This window comes from bacterium, assembly GCA_021372535.1.
GTDB lineage: Bacteria > Latescibacterota > Latescibacteria > Latescibacterales > Latescibacteraceae > JAFGMP01.
The window spans coordinates 33176-50504 of sequence record JAJFUH010000149.1 but is presented as its reverse complement, the minus strand read 5'-3'; the positions used below and the strand labels follow the sequence as shown (position 1 = coordinate 50504).

At 51.7% G+C, this 17329-nt stretch carries 10 protein-coding genes; 2 read left to right on the top strand and 8 right to left on the bottom strand.

Annotated elements, in window-relative coordinates:
* Window positions 1-10: 10 nt before the first annotated feature.
* The 8 genes from LLG96_13220 to LLG96_13185 all read right to left on the bottom strand — a co-directional run bounded on the left by LLG96_13220 (window position 11) and on the right by LLG96_13185 (window position 14337).
* Window positions 11-2569 carry a DUF3160 domain-containing protein gene (locus LLG96_13220; protein ID MCE5251171.1) on the bottom strand — a complete coding sequence of 853 codons (2559 nt, stop codon included), beginning with the start codon at window positions 2567-2569 and terminating at the stop codon, window positions 11-13.
* A 221-nt stretch (window positions 2570-2790) separates the two neighbouring features.
* Window positions 2791-4161, bottom strand: coding sequence for a 2-isopropylmalate synthase (locus LLG96_13215; GenBank protein ID MCE5251170.1), 1371 nt, complete (start codon window positions 4159-4161; stop codon window positions 2791-2793).
* A 111-nt stretch (window positions 4162-4272) separates the two neighbouring features.
* Window positions 4273-4521: a phosphopantetheine-binding protein gene (locus LLG96_13210; protein ID MCE5251169.1), complete on the bottom strand. Its 249-nt coding sequence runs from the start codon at window positions 4519-4521 to the stop codon at window positions 4273-4275.
* A gap of 96 nt (window positions 4522-4617) precedes the next feature.
* Window positions 4618-5892 (bottom strand): hypothetical protein, encoded by a 1275-nt coding sequence (locus LLG96_13205; protein ID MCE5251168.1) that lies wholly within the window; start codon window positions 5890-5892, stop codon window positions 4618-4620.
* A gap of 77 nt (window positions 5893-5969) precedes the next feature.
* A complete protein-coding gene (locus LLG96_13200; GenBank protein ID MCE5251167.1) occupies window positions 5970-6782 on the bottom strand; it encodes a glucosamine-6-phosphate deaminase in 813 nt (270 codons plus the stop codon).
* A gap of 302 nt (window positions 6783-7084) precedes the next feature.
* A complete protein-coding gene (locus tag LLG96_13195) occupies window positions 7085-10987 on the bottom strand; it encodes an efflux RND transporter permease subunit (GenBank protein MCE5251166.1) in 3903 nt (1300 codons plus the stop codon).
* Between the two features lie 15 nt (window positions 10988-11002).
* Window positions 11003-12937, bottom strand: coding sequence for an efflux RND transporter periplasmic adaptor subunit (locus tag LLG96_13190; GenBank protein ID MCE5251165.1), 1935 nt, complete (start codon window positions 12935-12937; stop codon window positions 11003-11005).
* Between the two features lie 29 nt (window positions 12938-12966).
* Entirely contained in the window at window positions 12967-14337 is a 1371-nt protein-coding gene (locus LLG96_13185; protein ID MCE5251164.1) for a TolC family protein, read from the bottom strand.
* A 495-nt stretch (window positions 14338-14832) separates the two neighbouring features.
* On the opposite strand from LLG96_13185, the gene LLG96_13180 reads away from it, so the two are divergent.
* Together LLG96_13180 and LLG96_13175 are read left to right on the top strand one after the other, a co-directional pair.
* Window positions 14833-15882, top strand: coding sequence for a hypothetical protein (locus tag LLG96_13180; protein ID MCE5251163.1), 1050 nt, complete (start codon window positions 14833-14835; stop codon window positions 15880-15882).
* Window positions 15879-17240, top strand: a complete 1362-nt coding sequence (locus LLG96_13175; protein ID MCE5251162.1) for a sigma-54 dependent transcriptional regulator — start codon at window positions 15879-15881, stop codon at window positions 17238-17240. The genes LLG96_13180 and LLG96_13175 overlap by 4 nt, the downstream gene beginning before the upstream one ends.
* The last annotated feature ends 89 nt before the right edge of the window (window positions 17241-17329 follow it).

Below are 17329 nucleotides of genomic sequence, written 5' to 3'. Positions count from 1 at the left end.
GACTGTCGTGTCAACGCATCAGGAGCATCTTGATTGTGCGTTCAAATGTACCCGCCTGTATGCGGCAGAAGTAGAGTCCGCTCGAAATGTTCCCCGCATTCCACTGTACGGAATACTGGCCGGTCCTCTGTTCTGCATCGACCAGGGTTTCGACTTTCCTGCCAAGAATGTCATAAACAGTAACCGTAATTCTGCCCGATTCGGGCACACTGTATGAAACGGTCGTAACCGGATTGAACGGATTCGGATAATTTCTGAAAAGTACGAACGATTCGGGTTCAATATTCTTTTCGACAGATGTTTCGGAGAACCGGACGGAGGGCAGTTCGCGTCCTTTTTCCCGGACATTGCCGTTGCTGTCTGCACAATAGCTGTTAACCCAGTCGGGTCGGTCGGGTTGCGAGCCCGTCGCAATCATTTTTATCCAGCGCTCATCAGTCAGACGGTCAAACTGATCCGTGATTGTTTCATAGTATGACATGACCGGTCCGACAAACGCCGTGGGAATGAATCCGTTTGAAGGTGATTCGGCTATGAATACGCCAAGATTGACCTTACCCGTTCCCACATGAAGCACTCTGCCGACAATACCGCCGAACTCGTCTGTAGGCTGGGTATGGACATCGGCAATTGTTAAATCGTTTTTGAGAGCGTCATCGGTGATATAGAAAAGATCGGCATACCATCCTGAAAACGGTGGCGCTCCGCTCCCGCTTTCTCTAAACAGCATGGTTTGAAGAAATGACGTCTCTTCGGCGCTGAACTGCTGGCCTGCGAGCTCTTTTCCGGCAATCCCCTCCAGTGTTACCATAATGTCATGCAGCCGTGAAAAGTAACCGGAAATACTTTTTAATCTCGTGTTGCCGGAGGGAAAATTTGAAAAATAGTCGTATGCCAATTCTCCGAAATGCCCGATTTGACGGTAGAACGCCGGATAAGGCTCGACGAACGAATGGGGAAAAGAGCACAGTGATCCGCCCGTATACGATTGTTTTGCATAAAGCAGCGTATCATGCCGGAGCTGCGCCCACGAGGCAAGCTGTGTGTTCAGTTTTTCCTGCTGCCAGGCGGCGGTAAGCATGAAATCCGGGAAACCGTTTCGGTCCACCGGAGGATTCAGGCGGCGGATTGCTTCAAGCCAGGTATTGTAGAGCGACTGTTCCCAGAACGAATTATCATAAGCATCCACGAGGTACCTCAGCGAGGTGAGCTGCGATGAATATTTGTAGGTATCCAGTTCTTTCTTCAGTAACTGCAGGGCGTCGTCGTTTCCGAGCACGAACATGGCATCGAGAGGGTCAGGCATGGGGCGCCAGATTTTACGTTCTTCATAGATGATGCGGTCGTACACGACATTTGAAAAGATATACGAATCGATGATGAACCGCTGACCCATGAGCCTGAACGAGACGGGAAGCTTGTCAGGCTCGGCGCTGAACGGGTCCATAATAAAGAAATTCGAGAGGATCCGCTGCCCGGCATTGACCGATTCTTCCACGGTTTTCGTAAACTTCCCGTATGTGGACTCATCGAGCAGGTCATCCGCGCCGGAAATTCCGAGAGATTCGAGAATATCGTCAAGCTCCGTCGGGGTGAGGTTGTCGCTTTCGCCGACCATGAAGGTAACGATCCTGTCGTTCTCGTTCAACAGGGCCCGCTTTCCCGAAAGATCGACGAGCTCGTTGAGGAGTACCGTGCCGAGGCTCATTCTCCGCAGATCGTCATCCCAGGACGAGCCGCCAAAATCCGGGGGAGCGGTAAGCAGAAAATCCATGCGTCCGAGCCACATCATTGTCTTGAAGTATGGCCCCAGATGGTATCCGGGTTCACTGACGGCATAGTGCCCTCTGACGGTGAACTGGCTGAAATCGAGCTTTCGCCCGTGCTCGGAAAAGAGGGGCATTTCGACCATCTGCTCCGACTGAACGGCATCCCAGACGGTATCGAATGTTATTTGGGATACATATCGAGGAGACAGTTTTGTATCCGCAAGCAGGGATTTTGCCATGGTCACATACAGGTCCACGTCTTCGAGCGCCTGATTCAGTTGTTCCTCGGATTTATACTTTTCGAGCAGCATGGGATAGGAGGAATACATCGCCTCCAGGAATTCTTCAAGGTTCGGTTCGAGAATATCGGCTTCGAGACCCATGAGAATTCTGTCATACGATGCATGGAGCGCCTGGAGGATGGCATCGGTCGAAACGAATACCGGCAGATCGTACCCGTAAATAGTGTGAAACATCGGTGCAAAGAGTGAATTGACACGCTCCGTCACCACGAAGTTGTTCTTCTCAAGGAGTTCTATCTCGTCATGGGTGAGACCGAATTTGATGATTACCGAATCGAGATACGCCACTGAGCTCGTTGATGCGGCGTTCATATCGCTGTAGTAGGTGTTTTTGAGCGCATGGCGGTTGAGCGCTTCTTCGCTCGTGAGATTTTCGGTGGTGTTAAGAAAGCTGCGGTATCGTTCGGTACTGAATCCGCTCTGGGCTGATGAATGTTCCGATAGAAATAAAAGAAGAAGTATGAAGATGTAAATAGTCTGTAATATCTTCTGTATCATGTAATGGCAGTTTTCTTTATTCGAGCACGTAAACATGGCTGACGTCATTTGTAATCACACGATGATACGGAATAAATGTCCATTTGCATATTATATTCTATTCCCCGTTTTGTCAAGTAAAAAGGGGAAAATAGTATTCAAAGACGCTTAAAATTGCCCTTGTTCAATAAAAAAGGGTCTCCGGAAGAGACCCTCGATAACGGAATGCCGGAAAGTATAGTCTATTTGCCTTTCCGCTTTACGTAGTATTCCGGCAGGTGCTCTTTGACCTTGGCTTCGAGCTCCTCATCGGAAATGGTGGTCAGACGACCGTGCACCTTGTACTGATCGTCGACCCAGCGGCCGATCTTCACGCAGGCTATGGCGCCGAGACGGTCCTCGCCGGAAAGGCCGAGAAAATCGTTGACCCAGTGAACGACGCCGTCGATACCGGTTTTATCCGTTATGGCGACACGGGGCTCGCGGCCGAGGAGAGCGACGGTGTCGAAAATCGTATAGATACGCTCGTCACGGTTGAGTCCTCCTGCATGGATACCGGCGCGGGTGGTGTTGAAATCCCTGCCCACGAACGGGTAGTTTGCGGGAAGCGTGACGCCCATTTCCTTTTCGAAATACCGTGCCGTCTCGGTGATGATTTTCGTATCGATGCCGCAGAGATCGCCCTTGAGCGCAATATATTCCATGAGCGCCGATTCGAGCGGGGGATTACCGCATCGCTCGCCGAATCCGAACAGCGTTGTGTTTGCGGCGTTGCAGCCGTAAAGCCATGCGGTCATGGCGTTGACGTGCACCTTGTGGAAATCGTTGTGCCCGTGCCATTCGAGACGGTCGGAGGATATGCCGCAGTCGTTGATCATGCGGTACACGAGCTTCGGGATGCTCCGCGGTTCCGATGCGCCCGGATAGGAAATGCCAAAGCCCATGGTGTCGCAGAGCCTGATTTTCACCTTCATGTCATCGGGGACCTGTTCGGATAACTCGCTCAGTTTTTGTACGAACGGTATCACGAAACCCTTGATATCCGCGCGGGTCACATCCTCGAGATGACACCGCGGGCGGACACCCGCCTCGAAAGCTGCTTCCACGACGCCGATATAGGTGTCAAACGCCTTTTGACGGGTCTGTTTCTGCTTGTAGAAGATGTGGTAATCCGAGGAGCTGGTCAGCATGCCCGTTTCTTTCAGCCCCATTTCCTTGACGAGCCTGAAATCGCCCTTGATGGCGCGTATCCAGCCGGTGATCTCGGGATAACGGAGGCCGAGGCTGCGGCATTTGTCGAGTGTTTCACGGTCGTTGGGGGTATAGAGGAAGAACTCGGTCTGGCGGATGACTCCGTTCGGGCCGCCCATGCGGGAAAGCAGCCGGTAAATCTCGACCATCTGATCGGTAGTGTACGGTGGCCGTGACTGCTGCCCGTCCCGGAACGTCGTATCCGTTATGAAAATGTCACGGGTGACAACAGATCCGGGATCGAAAGTGACCTGCCTGCCGTCGATGATTTCCACCACAGGATTGTCGAATGTTATCCTGGGAGGAATCGAATGGGGAAATATATCCTCAATGAGGTTGGGTTTGTCAATGTCGTGTATCACTGGTATTCCTCTCTGTCTGTTCTGTATAGTCATTGTATTGATAAGAGGAGGGCTCAGTCCGGCCCCATGGACTTACTGTAATACGGTCATACAGAAAATTACACAGTCCGATCATTTGCCGCTTACATAGGGGGCAATAAAATCGACCGCAGATCCTATCGTTTCACATTCAAGCGCGCCGTCCTCATCCATCTCGATATCGAATTCGGCGTTGAATCCGGCCATGAGCTCGACCGACTGGATCGATTCTGCGCCAAGGTCGGCTGTGAAGCTCTTGTCTTCAGCACATTCGGCCTCGTCGATATTTAAAATTGTGGCGGTCACTGTCCTGACACGTTTCAGGATTTCATCACGGGTCATAGTTTTGTATCCTCCTTGAAATTTTATAAAGGGCCAAAAATAAAGGTAAATGAAATTCGATATTTTATGCTATAAAAAAGTCACTCGTTACCGAATTTATCGCCGCAGCATCGCTTTCGAGTCGCGTTTCACGAGCGGGTCGCGTTCTTCCTTCGTCATGTCGTACACTGCCCTGAGAAGCTCCGTATCTTCTTCGGTGAGGGAACATTTACGCCGCGCCACAGCTCCGTGCGCCGTTCTGAGCAGGCTTTTAAAACCGGCGCCCGGTGAAAACCTGCCGTTGAGAAACCATGCGAAGCCCGGTATGTATTTCGGAAGCGGCGCCCCGGCAGCCATGAGCAGGCACATGACTCCGATGGTGCTTCCCGTGTTGAGGAGCGTTCCGATGGATGTTTTGGTATGGTCGCCAATGAACGAGCCGACTTTCGTGCTTCCCGTATCGTATGTCGTTTTCCCGATTTTGACTTCCACCGAGGAATAATCATTCTTCAGGTCCGAATTCGTAGTGAGAGCCCCGAGATTGACCCATTCGCAGACATACGCATGCCCGAGAAAACCGTCGTGATACTTGTTGGAGTACCCGTGGATGATCGATTCCTCGACCTCGCCGCCCACACGGCATTCGGGGCCGAACGAGCATCCCTCGCGGATTTTACCGCCTACGATCTGGGTGCGCGGGCCGATGTATGCGGGTCCCTCGATCCTCGAATGGGGGAACACGATGGCATCTTTTTCTATGGTTACCGGGCCGCCTTTGGTGTCAATGACAACCATCGGATGAATCTCCGCCCCCTTCGCTATATAGCACCTGTCTGCAGGGCCATAGATACAAGAAAGCCTGTCCATCGAGCCTTCGATGCCTGATTTGCCCGCCGCCTTGAAATCTGCGGCAATCGCCTCTGGATTGTGATGGATGAGATTCCACGGATACTCAATAAGCGGCACCGTCTGTTCCTGAACGGGAACAACTCTCTTGGCGGATTCGAGAAACGATCCGATATTGCCGCTGTCAAGGGCTTCCGCGGTTTTTGCACTGATCCGTGCGATCACCGTACAGCCGCCGTGGGTGATTATCCCTTCGTTTACTGGAACGGGCAGCTTTTCGAGAGCAAGCACACGGCCATCGACCAGGAGGAGTTCCTCGCCGGTAAACATTGCCGGGTCGTTGACAGCGCATCCTGTAAACCGCTTGCTGATTACGGGTTTCAGGATATCGCGAACCCAGTATGAAGTTCCGGAAACCGGGCCTGCCGCGCGGCGAATTTTTTCTCCGAGCGTCGTATGACCGCAGCGGAGTTCGAAAGAAGCCCGTAGATATGTAAGAGGGTAGAGATGCTGCAAACCTTCATGTTCAAAAATTATAAGCCTCATTATACTGACACCTTTATTGAGCCGTTAACGTTTCGACATTCAATGAATCCAGGGATTTATTATATCTGTGACAGATATTATTTCAGCATGCTTTTCGGGTCCATATTGGGGGACTCGATGTCCTTGAAGTACCGGACAGTCCCGACCTTCAATTCCATGGTTGCATCTTCATCGCTCACGATGACCGCATGACGGTGGAGCTGGAGTGTCGATATGGTCCACATGTGGTTGACGCCGCCCTCGACACCCATGTGAAGAGCCCGGGCCTTGTTATGTCCGGTTACGAGGAGCATGACACGGCGGGCATCCATTACTGTCCCCACACCGACCGTAAGAGCCGTTTTAGGCACCTTGTTGACATCATTGTCGAAGAATCGGGAATTGGCGATCAGCGTGTCCTTGGTGAGCGTCTTGATCCGTGTACGGCTCGTGAGGGAAGAACCGGGCTCATTGAACGCTATGTGACCGTCCGGGCCGACTCCGCCGACAAAGATATCGATGCCGCCGTAGGATTTGATCTTTTCCTCATACGTGTCGCATTCCTGCTGAAGGTCTTTCGCATTGCCGTTGAGGATGTTGACGTTTTCGCGGGGAATATCGATATGACTGAAAAAGTTCTGCCACATGAACGAATGATAGCTTTCGGGATGATCTTCGGGAATGCCGACATACTCGTCCATGTTGAATGTGACGATATTGGCAAAGGAGATAATCTTTGCTTTATAGAGTTTGATAAGCTCCCGGTACATCCCGAGCGGTGTCGAGCCGGTGGGGAGCCCAAGTACAAACGGTTTTGCGGAATCGGGCTGAGCGGTTCTGATATAGGAGGCGATGAACGCCGCCGCCCAGGCGCTCACGCAGTCATAGTCTTTCTGAATGATGACACGCACGTTATGATAACTCCTTTTAAATGATAAGGTTATTATAATTAAACAATACAAAATTTTCGCAGAATGACGGCAAAGCCTGAAATGTCTGCCGATAGAATAATGCAGTTTTTTTAAATTACCTGTATAAAATATAATTGACATGAACAAAATATGTAACAAAAAACTGAACTGATAATGCTGTCAGGGAAAATTGAAGGTGTGGTCAGCATGGACAGTTTTCATTTCCGGCAGTTACAGTGCAGGGAAGCAGACAGCCAGGTCAAAGTATTCATGAGCGGAACGATAATCCCGGAACACTGGAATTATGTCGGTTTACCGAGCCGGCGTTTCACCATTATCGGTAACTCCCTGAGTCCGGCGTAGAGAACCGGTACAATCAGGAGCGATGAGGATTCGATGATCATTCCCCCGAATGACGGGATAGCCATGGGGATCATGATGTCGGATCCCTGTCCGGTCGAGGTCAGGACAGGGAGCAGAGCGAGAATGGTCGTCGCTGTCGTCATGAGGCAGGGTCTCACCCGCCGCGAACCCGCTTCGATGGCTGCCTCGCGGATTTCCTTAACGGATTGGGGTTTCTTGCGCCTGAATACGTCTTCAAGATAGGTAGCCATGATAACGCCGTCATCGGTCGCAATGCCGAACAGCGCAAGAAAACCGACCCATATCGCCACACTGAGATTAATCTGGTGGATGTTGAACAGCTCTCGGAGATTGACGCCCATGACCGCGATATTCAAAAACCACTCCTGACCGTACAGCCAGATGAGGATGAATCCTCCTGCCCACGAAACAAAGATTCCGGAAAAAACGAGCATGGTTGTGGAAACCCGGCGTAACTGCATGTAGAGTATGAGGAAAATTATTGCCAGTGCGAGGGGCAGAATCACGGCGAGTTTTTTCTGCGACCTGATCTGGTTTTCATAACTGCCTGCGAATGCGTAGCTCACTCCGCCGGGGATGCTGAATTCGCCGCTTTTTATCTTGTACCGGAGATATTCCTGTGCCGCCTCGACTGCATCCACTTCCGCAAATCCGGGTTTTTTGTCGAAGAGAACATACCCGATAAGAAACGTATCCTCGCTTTTTATCGCCTGAGGACCGCGAACATAGGTGATATCCGCAAGCTGCCCGAGCGGTATCTGAGTCCCGTCGGGAGCGGGAACGAGAATCGTCTCAAGCCCCTCGACCGTATCACGGAGCTCGCGGAGATACCTGACCCGGACCGGGTAGCGCTCTCGTCCCTCGACGGTTGTGGTGATCTGTTTGCCGCCCGCCGCCGATTCGATTACATCCTGTACCTGACCGAGCATGATGCCATAACGGGATAATTTTTCACGGTCGATATGGATTTCGAGGTACGGTTTCCCCACGATGCGGTCGGCAATCACCGAGGCCGGCTCAACCGAGGGAACTTCTTTGAGCAGCTGTTCGATTTTCAGGCCGACCTCTTCGATTGTCGCGAGGTCGGGGCCTTTTATTTTAACCCCCATGGGAGCGCGCATTCCGCTTTGGAGCATGACGACACGCGCCGCGATTGGCTGGAGTTTCGGCGCCGAGGTGACACCGGGAACCCTGGCGGCTTTCAGAATCTCTTCCCATATATCGTCCGGTCTGGTTATACCTTTCCATGCTGTTCTTCCGGGATTGAGCTGCGGATCGAGCGGAGACCGCCAGAGCCTGAACGGTTTGCCGTGTTTATCGGGGATGAGGTTTCCGTTTCCGTCACGGATGAATTGACCCTGTACGGTATACGGTTCACCGTCGGCAGCAGGGACAGGTGTGCCGTTCTCGCTCCGGAAATGATCCGTTTTGTCGGGGTTGAAACGGAAGAGTTTCTGTTTTCCCTGCTTGTCGAAAAGGTACTCGGGTTTATAATTGATCACGGTTTCTATCATCGAGACCGGCGCCGGATCGAGCGGCGTCTCCGCCCGGCCGAGCTTTCCTACGGCGCTTTCGACTTCGGGAATCCCGTTGATACCTATGTCCTGTTTCCTGAGAATATCCTGCGCTTCCCCGATCGATGCATGAGGCATGGTTGTGGGCATGAAAAGGTATGAGCCTTCGTCGAGCGGCGGCATGAATTCTTTCCCCAGCCCGGGAAATTCATGGATGAGGAACGATACCGGCTCTGTTTTTTTAAGCGATGGCGGCAGCCATCCGAATATCCTGTTGAATCCGAGCCAAACAACAGCCCCGATGCATATCACGACAATCGGTGCAAAGATAACCGTCGCCTTGTGTTCGAGACTCCACCCAAGGAGCCGTTTGTATGACCTCTGGTAGAGAAGTGTCAGGGCCATAAGCGATCCGACTAACAGCGCGACAAAAAGAACGTTCCTGACAATACCCTTTTCCATCCCGAGCGGAATCCAGTGCCGGGTGAGAATTACGGTGACGACTGCCACGGCAAGCCCGTTCGATACCCAGGACATTTTCTTCTTAACCGAATCGGGTGCAAAGTCACCGATTACATGGTAAACCGCAATAAGAACGAGCACCAGGCCAATCCACCATGTGACTGTGATACCTGCGATCAATCCCACGACAGCGATAACTCCGAGTAAAAACCGCCTGATGAGCTTCGAGTCAATTTTCCATGTAAAAAATGCGAGCGCGAATGTGGGGATAATGGCCAGAGCAACAATGATAGATGCCGTAAGAGCGAAGGTTTTGGTATATGCGAGGGGTTTGAACAGCTTTCCCTCGGCGCCCTCCATGAAAAAGACGGGGAGGAAACTGACAACCGTTGTCGCCACAGCGGTGAGAACAGCGCTGCCGACCTCGCTTGCTGCCCGGAATACGACATCGAGCTTGTTTTCATCAGGGGAAGCGCTTTCAAGATGGCGCAATATGTTCTCGTTGATCACGATACCCATGTCGACCATGGTGCCGATGGCGATAGCAATACCCGAAAGAGCGACAATGTTGGCGTCAACGCCGAATTTTTTCATCGCGATGAAGCTCATGAGCACGGCGAGAGGAAGAAGGCCTGAAATAAGCAGAGAGCTTCGCAGATGCATGAGCATGAGGACAATGACGACGACGGTGATGAGGATTTCCTCCACGAGCGCCGAATTGAGCGTGTTGAGCGTTTCATGGATGAGCCCCGTGCGATCGTAGAACGGGACAATTTTTATCTGGCTGACCGTGCCGTCCGGGAGGGTCTTCTGGGGAAGTCCCGGGGAAATCTCGGCGATTTTTTTCTTCACGTTCTGAATGGCTGCGAGGGGATTTTCGCCGAACCGGACAACAACCACGCCGCCGACCGCTTCCGAACCTTCCTTGTCGAGCGCACCGCGGCGAAGCGCGGGACCAAAGGATACATGCGCCACATTCTTGACGAGAACGGGCACATTGTCGGTCGCCCTGATGACCGAGTTTTCAATATCTGCGAGCGATTTGACGAAACCGATTCCGCGGATGAGGTATTCCACCTTGTTAATCTCGATCGTCCTCGCGCCGATCTCCCGATTCGACATCCGGACCGCCGAAACGACATCCTCGATCGACACGTTATATGCACGCATGGCATCGGGATCGACATCGATCTGGTATTCCTTCACAAAACCACCGACGGATGCGACCTCGCTTACTCCATCTGCGGACTGGAGGGCATACCGCACATACCAGTCCTGCGTGCTCCGCAGCTCCTGCAAATCCCAGCCGCCTGTGGGATTGCCGTGTTCGTCCTGACCTTCGAGGGTATACCAGAAAATCTGACCGAGCGCCGTGGCATCGGGACCGAGCATCGGCTGAACGCCCTCCGGAAGGGTTCCGGACGGCAGGCTGTTCAGCTTTTCGAGGACTCGTGACCGTGACCAGTAAAAATCGACCTTTTCTTTGAAAATGACGTACACGGTGGAAAAGCCGAACATGGAATAACTGCGGATAGTTTTAACCCCGGGGATTCCGAGGAGGGAAACGGTCAGGGGATAGGTGATCTGGTCCTCGATATCCTGAGGAGAACGTCCCATCCATTCGGTGAACACGATCTGCTGGTTCTCGCCGATATCGGGGATGGCGTCAACCGGAACGGGGTCGCGGTGCAGTCCCCCGATATTCCAGTCGAACGGAGCAACAAGTATACCCCACCCGATTATCAGAAGGAATACGATCCCGACGATGAGCCTGTTATTGAGACACCACCAGATGATACGGTTGATCAGGTTCATGTCCCGTGGTTGTGGCGACTGTGCATTCATACTTGCCTCATGGTGTTATTTCTTCCTGCCTGTTTCGCCGGGTCCTTCGGAAATCGTCTCTTCCAGACTCCCGCATTTGAGCATCGACGAGCCGAACCAGGGATTTTCGAGGTCTGTTTTTCCCTGGAGCCAGTCGGCGCCCTTGTTGTTGAAAGCCATGGGACAGTGGAACCGGTAAACCGCCACCCTGCCGGTTGTGCCGAAACGGTGCGCGACACGAATCATGACGGCAGACAGCGGCTCAAACGCAGCGCGGGCGATTTCTATTGTACCCGCTTTTGATACCGCGTCACCGTTCTTTTTAAGGTTGTTAAGCTCATCCATCCATGCCATGTGGGCTTTGTCTTTGAGAAGCTCCATATTCACCGTGCCGAGCGCGCCGAGAAAAGTCGCACCGGCTTTATGCGCCCCTTCGAGCGAATCGTGGCTCAGGGCATACTGTATCCTGAAATAGGACGCATAAACACTGTCGAGCTGTGCCTTGAATTGATCGGGAACGGCAAACGGCTCGGGTTCTTTCAAGGGCCCCGACTCCTGTTTCGCCGTCTCTTCATGCTTCATCTGCGCTCCGGAACCGCCCGCCATCTGTATGGCTGCCTGTACTGCCGGGGTCTGACCATGGTCATGGGCAGGAGCCAGACCGCCCTCCGGATTCATCATGCTCGGCTTTGCGAGAATCTGGAGGGCGCTGTCGATCTTGAAATTACCGTTGACAACGACACGCTCACCCTCAAGAAGCCCTTCTTTTACAATGTAATAGTTGCCTGCACGGGGACCGAGAACTATCTCCCTGCCTTCGTATGTCGCTTCCCGACCGGGCACTTCGATATACACCACCGCGCGTTTACCCGTAACGAGGGGAGCCGATGCCGGGATGACGAGCGGCGGCGCGGAGGACCGTCCTGCGGAATATAATGGCGATTTTACGATGGCATGCACGAACATTTCGGGTTTGAGTCTGCCAGCCGGGTTGGGAACATTGACACGTACCTTGACGGTACGTGTTTTATTGTCGAGCACGGGATCGATGAAGACGATCTTTCCTTTGAATACCTCGCCGGGATATGCATCAGCTGTAAATTCCATTTCCTGGCCGAGCCGTATCGATCCGAGGTCTGATTCATAGACATCGAGCTTCACCCAGACCTGTGAAAGATCGGCGATGGTGTAGAGTGGAGTTCCGGTAGCGATATAGGTGCCCTCGACCGCGTTTTTATGGATAACGACGCCGTCCATTGTGCTTGAAATTGTCACATGCTCGGAAGGTGTACCCGAACGTTCGAATTCCCCGATCTGCTCGCTCGTCATGCCGAGCAGCCGGAGTTTCTCACGGGCGGCATCGACTGCCCGGAGTGTCAGTTCCCCGGTCGAAGAAAGAGACGCCTGCCGGAACTGTCCGGCCGCCTTCAGGGACTGGAGAAACTCCTGCTGGGCGTTGTACAGATCGGGGCTGTAGAGATCGGCGAGACGGTTGCCTTTCGATACCGGGGTACCGGTAAAATCGATATAGAGGCGGTCGATTCGCCCGGAGAACCATGCGGAAATGGTGCGAACCCTGGTTTCGTCGTAGTCAACCTTTCCGATCAGCCTGATGTCTTTTGTCACTGACCTGCGCTCCACCGGCGCGACCTGTACTTCGGCAAGCTTGACCGCACGCGGCGAAAGCTTCAGCTCACGGGGGCCGAGTCCTTCTTCAGCGTGCTCGGTCGTTACGGGAATCAGGTCCATGCCGCAGATAGGGCACTGGCCTGGATGGTTCTGCCTGATCTGTGGATGCATCGAGCATGTCCATATCTGTGTTTCCTGCTCATTGGCAGTCGTGTTGATAACGGGATACTGGCTCTGATTCTTATTACCGCCCCGTAAGAGAAAACCGACGGAAAAGGTAAGAAGTATCAAAACAGGCAGCTTTAACTTTGTAAGCGTTTGTTTCACAATTCCTGATGTCATGGGTACCACCCCTTTCGTTTTACTATGTGTCAACGGCGATTATCCGAAGGATTTTCGCCGGCAAGGAATTCAATTTCTGCAAAGGCACGGGCGCGGTCACTTTTTGCGCGTTCATATGAAAGCTCGAATTCGAGCAGTGTTCTCTGGGAGTCGATCAGGTTGAGAAAATCGGATTTTCCGGCCTCAAACGCCCGGAGTGAGACTTCGAGCGACTCGTTCGCTTTGGGAATGAGCGTATTTTTATACAGATCGATTTTCCGCTCCGAATCCCGGAAATCGAAAAGCGCCCGCTTGAGATCGGCATCGAGGCTGTTTTCACGGGCATTCCGGATTTGTACGGCTGATTTCTGACGGGCCTGCGCCTCTCTGACCGCGGCATGGTATTTCCCTCTCCAGATCGGAAGATTGACCGTGAACATGCCCATGACGGGGTCTTTGCCGCTGTTCTTGACGCCGGGCATCACAGCTTTCCCCGTCTCGATGTAATTGACCCCGAGTGTAATGTCAGGGTAGAGCTGTTTCCGGGCAAGGTCGATTGATTTCTCTTCCTCGTGTATACGGAAATCGAGGGCTTTGAGTTCGGGATTGTCCTGTGAAAGATGACTGAGGAGCGAATCATCCGTCGGTACAGCGAGTGAATCGGGGATCGATTCCGGGGCCGGAAGCGTTTCGTAAACCGGCCTGTTGAGCGCCGCGTTCAATTCAGCAGTAACGGGAACGATCATATCCCTGAGGCTGAGAAGGCGTTCTTCGAGCTTCCCGATTTCCACCTGGAACTTGATGACATCCTGGTACTGCACGTTCCCCGAACTGTATCCTGTCCGCGCGATATTTTCCATGGTACCGAGGAGTTTCAGGTTTTCATCGTTCAGCTTTATGGCCCGCGAAAGATAGTAGTATTCGAAGTATGACCGCTTGACCGACAAAAAAAGCGTTCTCTTCATCGCTTCGAATGTTTCCTGGAGCGCGTCTGCTTCATCATGGGCAATATCTCCCCGGAGTTCGCGGATCCCGAACCACGGGAAGGTCTGTGAAATATCGAACCGGTGCCTCTGCGGGCCTACGCGGGTTTCCACAGTTTCGATGTAATAGGAATAGGTGAGCCGGGGATCGGGCAGCGCCTGTGCCTGAGGGATTTTTTCCAGGGCGGCTTGCCACCGGTTGAATGCAGCCTCAAGCCCGGGATTGTGAAGAGCGGCATAGGCGAGGTAGTCGTTCAGGCCGCTGTGTTCATCCAGAACGATGGCCGCAGATGAATCCGTATTCGCTGTCTGCAGGACGTGATATGGCTCCTGAGTGGTATCGTCCGGATGTACCTGTTTCGCCGGAGCACCGCAGCCGGCAATCATAATATATAATCCGGCAGCTGCTGCATGTAAAACCAAACGTTTTTTATTCATTCCGGACTCCCCTTATGTTGTAAACGCTCAAGTATCATTTACTAAAGTAAAAAATTTTAATTATCAGTAATCCGGTAGATATTATGACAATTTGGCGGGGTTTTTGTTCCCGTTTTTTTACCACAGATGATATTTTCTTATTTTTAAAGTTCAAGTGATAAACATTAATAGATTCGGTACAGACAATGGCATCTACAGAGTCAATATGAGCTGAACTACGACAGCTATAATTTGAAAAAGACATTACGTTCCTGACTTTTTATTCTTCCTGTATTCCGGTAATCAACCGATAATATAAATATATATGATGTTGTAAAATTACAATATAAAAAAATATAATAATTTTATAAATATCATATTATCATTTAGTTAAACTAAAAGATACCTTTTATATTTTCATTTGACATAGACCGGCGGTAATATCATATTGAAATATCAGTACATCAGATGATATTATAAAAAAATAATCATTATATATCGAGACAGACCTGTTCCATGAAAATTTTCCGGGAAAGCAGGCTCTACCTTTATCTCATGCTCATGGCGCTGGGAATTATTATCGGGCGCTTTGGCAGCCGGTCGTTTGTCCGGGGCAATATAGCCGGCGTAGCGATTGTGGTTATATTCTTGTTTTTCATTTCCGCAGGGTATTTTTATCTGATACTCTTGCCGGGAAGAAAAAAAAATACCGTAGTACCTTCCCGGTCCGGCGAGGAACTTCCCGAATTGCAGCGTATGTATGATCCCATACATGACCTCAGCGTCCGTACCGCGAGGGAAGTGAACCGACCGGGAACCGTGCAGGATCAGAATGAAAAGCTCAAGGAACTCTCGAAGCTCGCCGCCGAAAACAAGCGTCTGGCGATGCTCGGCCAGCTTTCCGCGGGAGTGGCTCATGAGATCAACAACCCGCTTACCGGAATCATTGTCTATTCTCACCTTCTTCTCGAGGATACCGATCAGAGTGATCCGCGGTATTCCAACATTACCAAAATCATCAGAGAATCCAACCGCTGCAAGAACATCGTTAAAAGCCTTCTCGATTTCGCCCGCCAGGCCAATCCCCAGCTCGATCCCTGTGATGTGAATATCATTGTTACCGAGGCGCTCAACAACATGAAGAGAATGCCTCTCTTCGAGCATATTACCGTCACCGAACACTTAGGTGAGGATCTGCCGTGCGTGCTCGTGGATGCGTCGCAGATTCAGGAAGTGTTTGAGAATATCATACGGAATGCCGCGGAAGCGATGAACGGGTCCGGAGAACTCACCATCACGAGCAGGCATATCCATGATGCACCCGATAATACTCCGATGAACGAGATAGTTTTCGAGGACACCGGCCCCGGTATTCCTGCCGAGCACATGGATCGCATATTCGATCCGTTCTTTACGACAAAAACGAAGGGACACGGCACCGGACTCGGACTGGCTGTATGCTATGGCATTATCGAGCGTCACGGCGGCACGGTCATGGTGCAGAACCGGAACGGGGGAGGAGCTGTTTTCACGGTTCGTCTGGTTGTCAAGGAGGAGACCGGATGAATATGCCGTTTAAAATCCTTGTCATCGATGATGAACCGGTCATGCGGGATTCATGTTTCCAGATACTCTCCCGGAAGGGATGTGATGTCTGGCTCTCCGAAAATGGCGCCATAGGGCTTACCCACCTCAGGGAGTCCTCGTTCGATGCCATAATCCTCGATCTGAAACTGCCCGATATAAACGGGCTGGAAATTCTGCGGATGATCCGTGAAAAAAGCCCCGAAACGGCGGTTATCGTCGTGACAGGCTATCCTACGGTCGAATGGGCGGTCAAGGTGCTGAAAATGGGCGCTTATGATTTTATACCGAAACCGTTTACTCCCAACATGCTCCGCACCGTTGTCACCAAGGCCCTTGAGAAACACAACCGTGACGGATTAAAAAAACTGGATACGCAGAAACTGGTATCGATCAGGGGAACCGATGCCATTATTACCCAGAGCCCGGTGATATCGCGGCTGAAAGAGTATATCAAGAAAGTGGCCCAGTCCGACTGTTCGGTGCTTATAACGGGTGAAACGGGAACCGGCAAGGAGCTCACCGCCCGTGCCCTGCATTCCTGCAGCGAGAGGCGGACCGGTAATTTTGTCACGGTCGATTCCGGCGGCCTCTCCGATACACTCATCGAAAGCGAGCTTTTCGGACATGTCCGGGGATCGTTCACCGGCGCGTTTTATAACCGGATCGGACGATTCGAGATGGCAAACAAGGGAACGCTGTTCTTCGATGAAATAGCCAATATGAGCTATCATATGCAGAGCAAGCTTTTACGGGCAGTACAGGAGCATGAGATCACACGGGTCGGAAGCTCCCAGATGATTCCGGTCGATGTCAGAATCATTGCGGCCACAAACCGTTCCCTCGATGATGAAATAAAAGAAGGTAATTTTCGGGAAGATCTCTATTTCAGACTCAATGTTATTTCCATTCATCTGCCCCCGCTCCGTGAGCGCCGTGATGATATTCCTGTGCTGGCAAACTATTTTCTCGAAAACTTCCGGAAGAAGAAGCCCGGTCAGCTTCCGGAACGGATATCCGACAGGATCATGAAAGAAATGATGTCATATGACTGGCCCGGCAATGTCAGGGAGCTGGAGAATGTCATGGAGCGTACGGCCGCTCTCTGCGATGAGAAAGAAGTGCGGCACTTCTATATAAACGGGGATGTTTTTTCCGGCGGGGCAGTATCCCTCAGACGTGAAGAAAAGCTGACAAAACTTGATGATGTCGAACGCGTACATATTGAAAATACCCTCAGAAAATGCCGGTATAACATTACCCATACGGCTTCTGTTCTTGGTATAGACCGTAAGACATTGAGAAACAAGATAAACCGGTACGACATCAACACACAGTAGAACACTGTACCGAGCGAGGAATAATTCCCCATCATTGTGGAATTAATACTCGGTTTTTCCGGTCAATCAAAGACCTGCATATCCGCATA

Excerpts from the sequence above, each read along its gene's own strand:
- LLG96_13220 (MCE5251171.1), bottom strand. The coding sequence starts at position 2,569 with ATGATACAGAAGATATTACAGACTATTTACATCTTCATACTTCTTCTT.
- LLG96_13210 (MCE5251169.1), bottom strand. The coding sequence starts at position 4,521 with ATGACCCGTGATGAAATCCTGAAACGTGTCAGGACAGTGACCGCCACA.
- LLG96_13205 (MCE5251168.1), bottom strand. The coding sequence starts at position 5,892 with ATGAGGCTTATAATTTTTGAACATGAAGGTTTGCAGCATCTCTACCCT.
- LLG96_13195 (MCE5251166.1), bottom strand. The coding sequence starts at position 10,987 with ATGAATGCACAGTCGCCACAACCACGGGACATGAACCTGATCAACCGT.
- LLG96_13190 (MCE5251165.1), bottom strand. The coding sequence starts at position 12,937 with ATGACATCAGGAATTGTGAAACAAACGCTTACAAAGTTAAAGCTGCCT.
- LLG96_13185 (MCE5251164.1), bottom strand. The coding sequence starts at position 14,337 with ATGAATAAAAAACGTTTGGTTTTACATGCAGCAGCTGCCGGATTATAT.
- LLG96_13180 (MCE5251163.1), top strand. The coding sequence starts at position 14,833 with ATGAAAATTTTCCGGGAAAGCAGGCTCTACCTTTATCTCATGCTCATG.
- LLG96_13175 (MCE5251162.1), top strand. The coding sequence starts at position 15,879 with ATGAATATGCCGTTTAAAATCCTTGTCATCGATGATGAACCGGTCATG.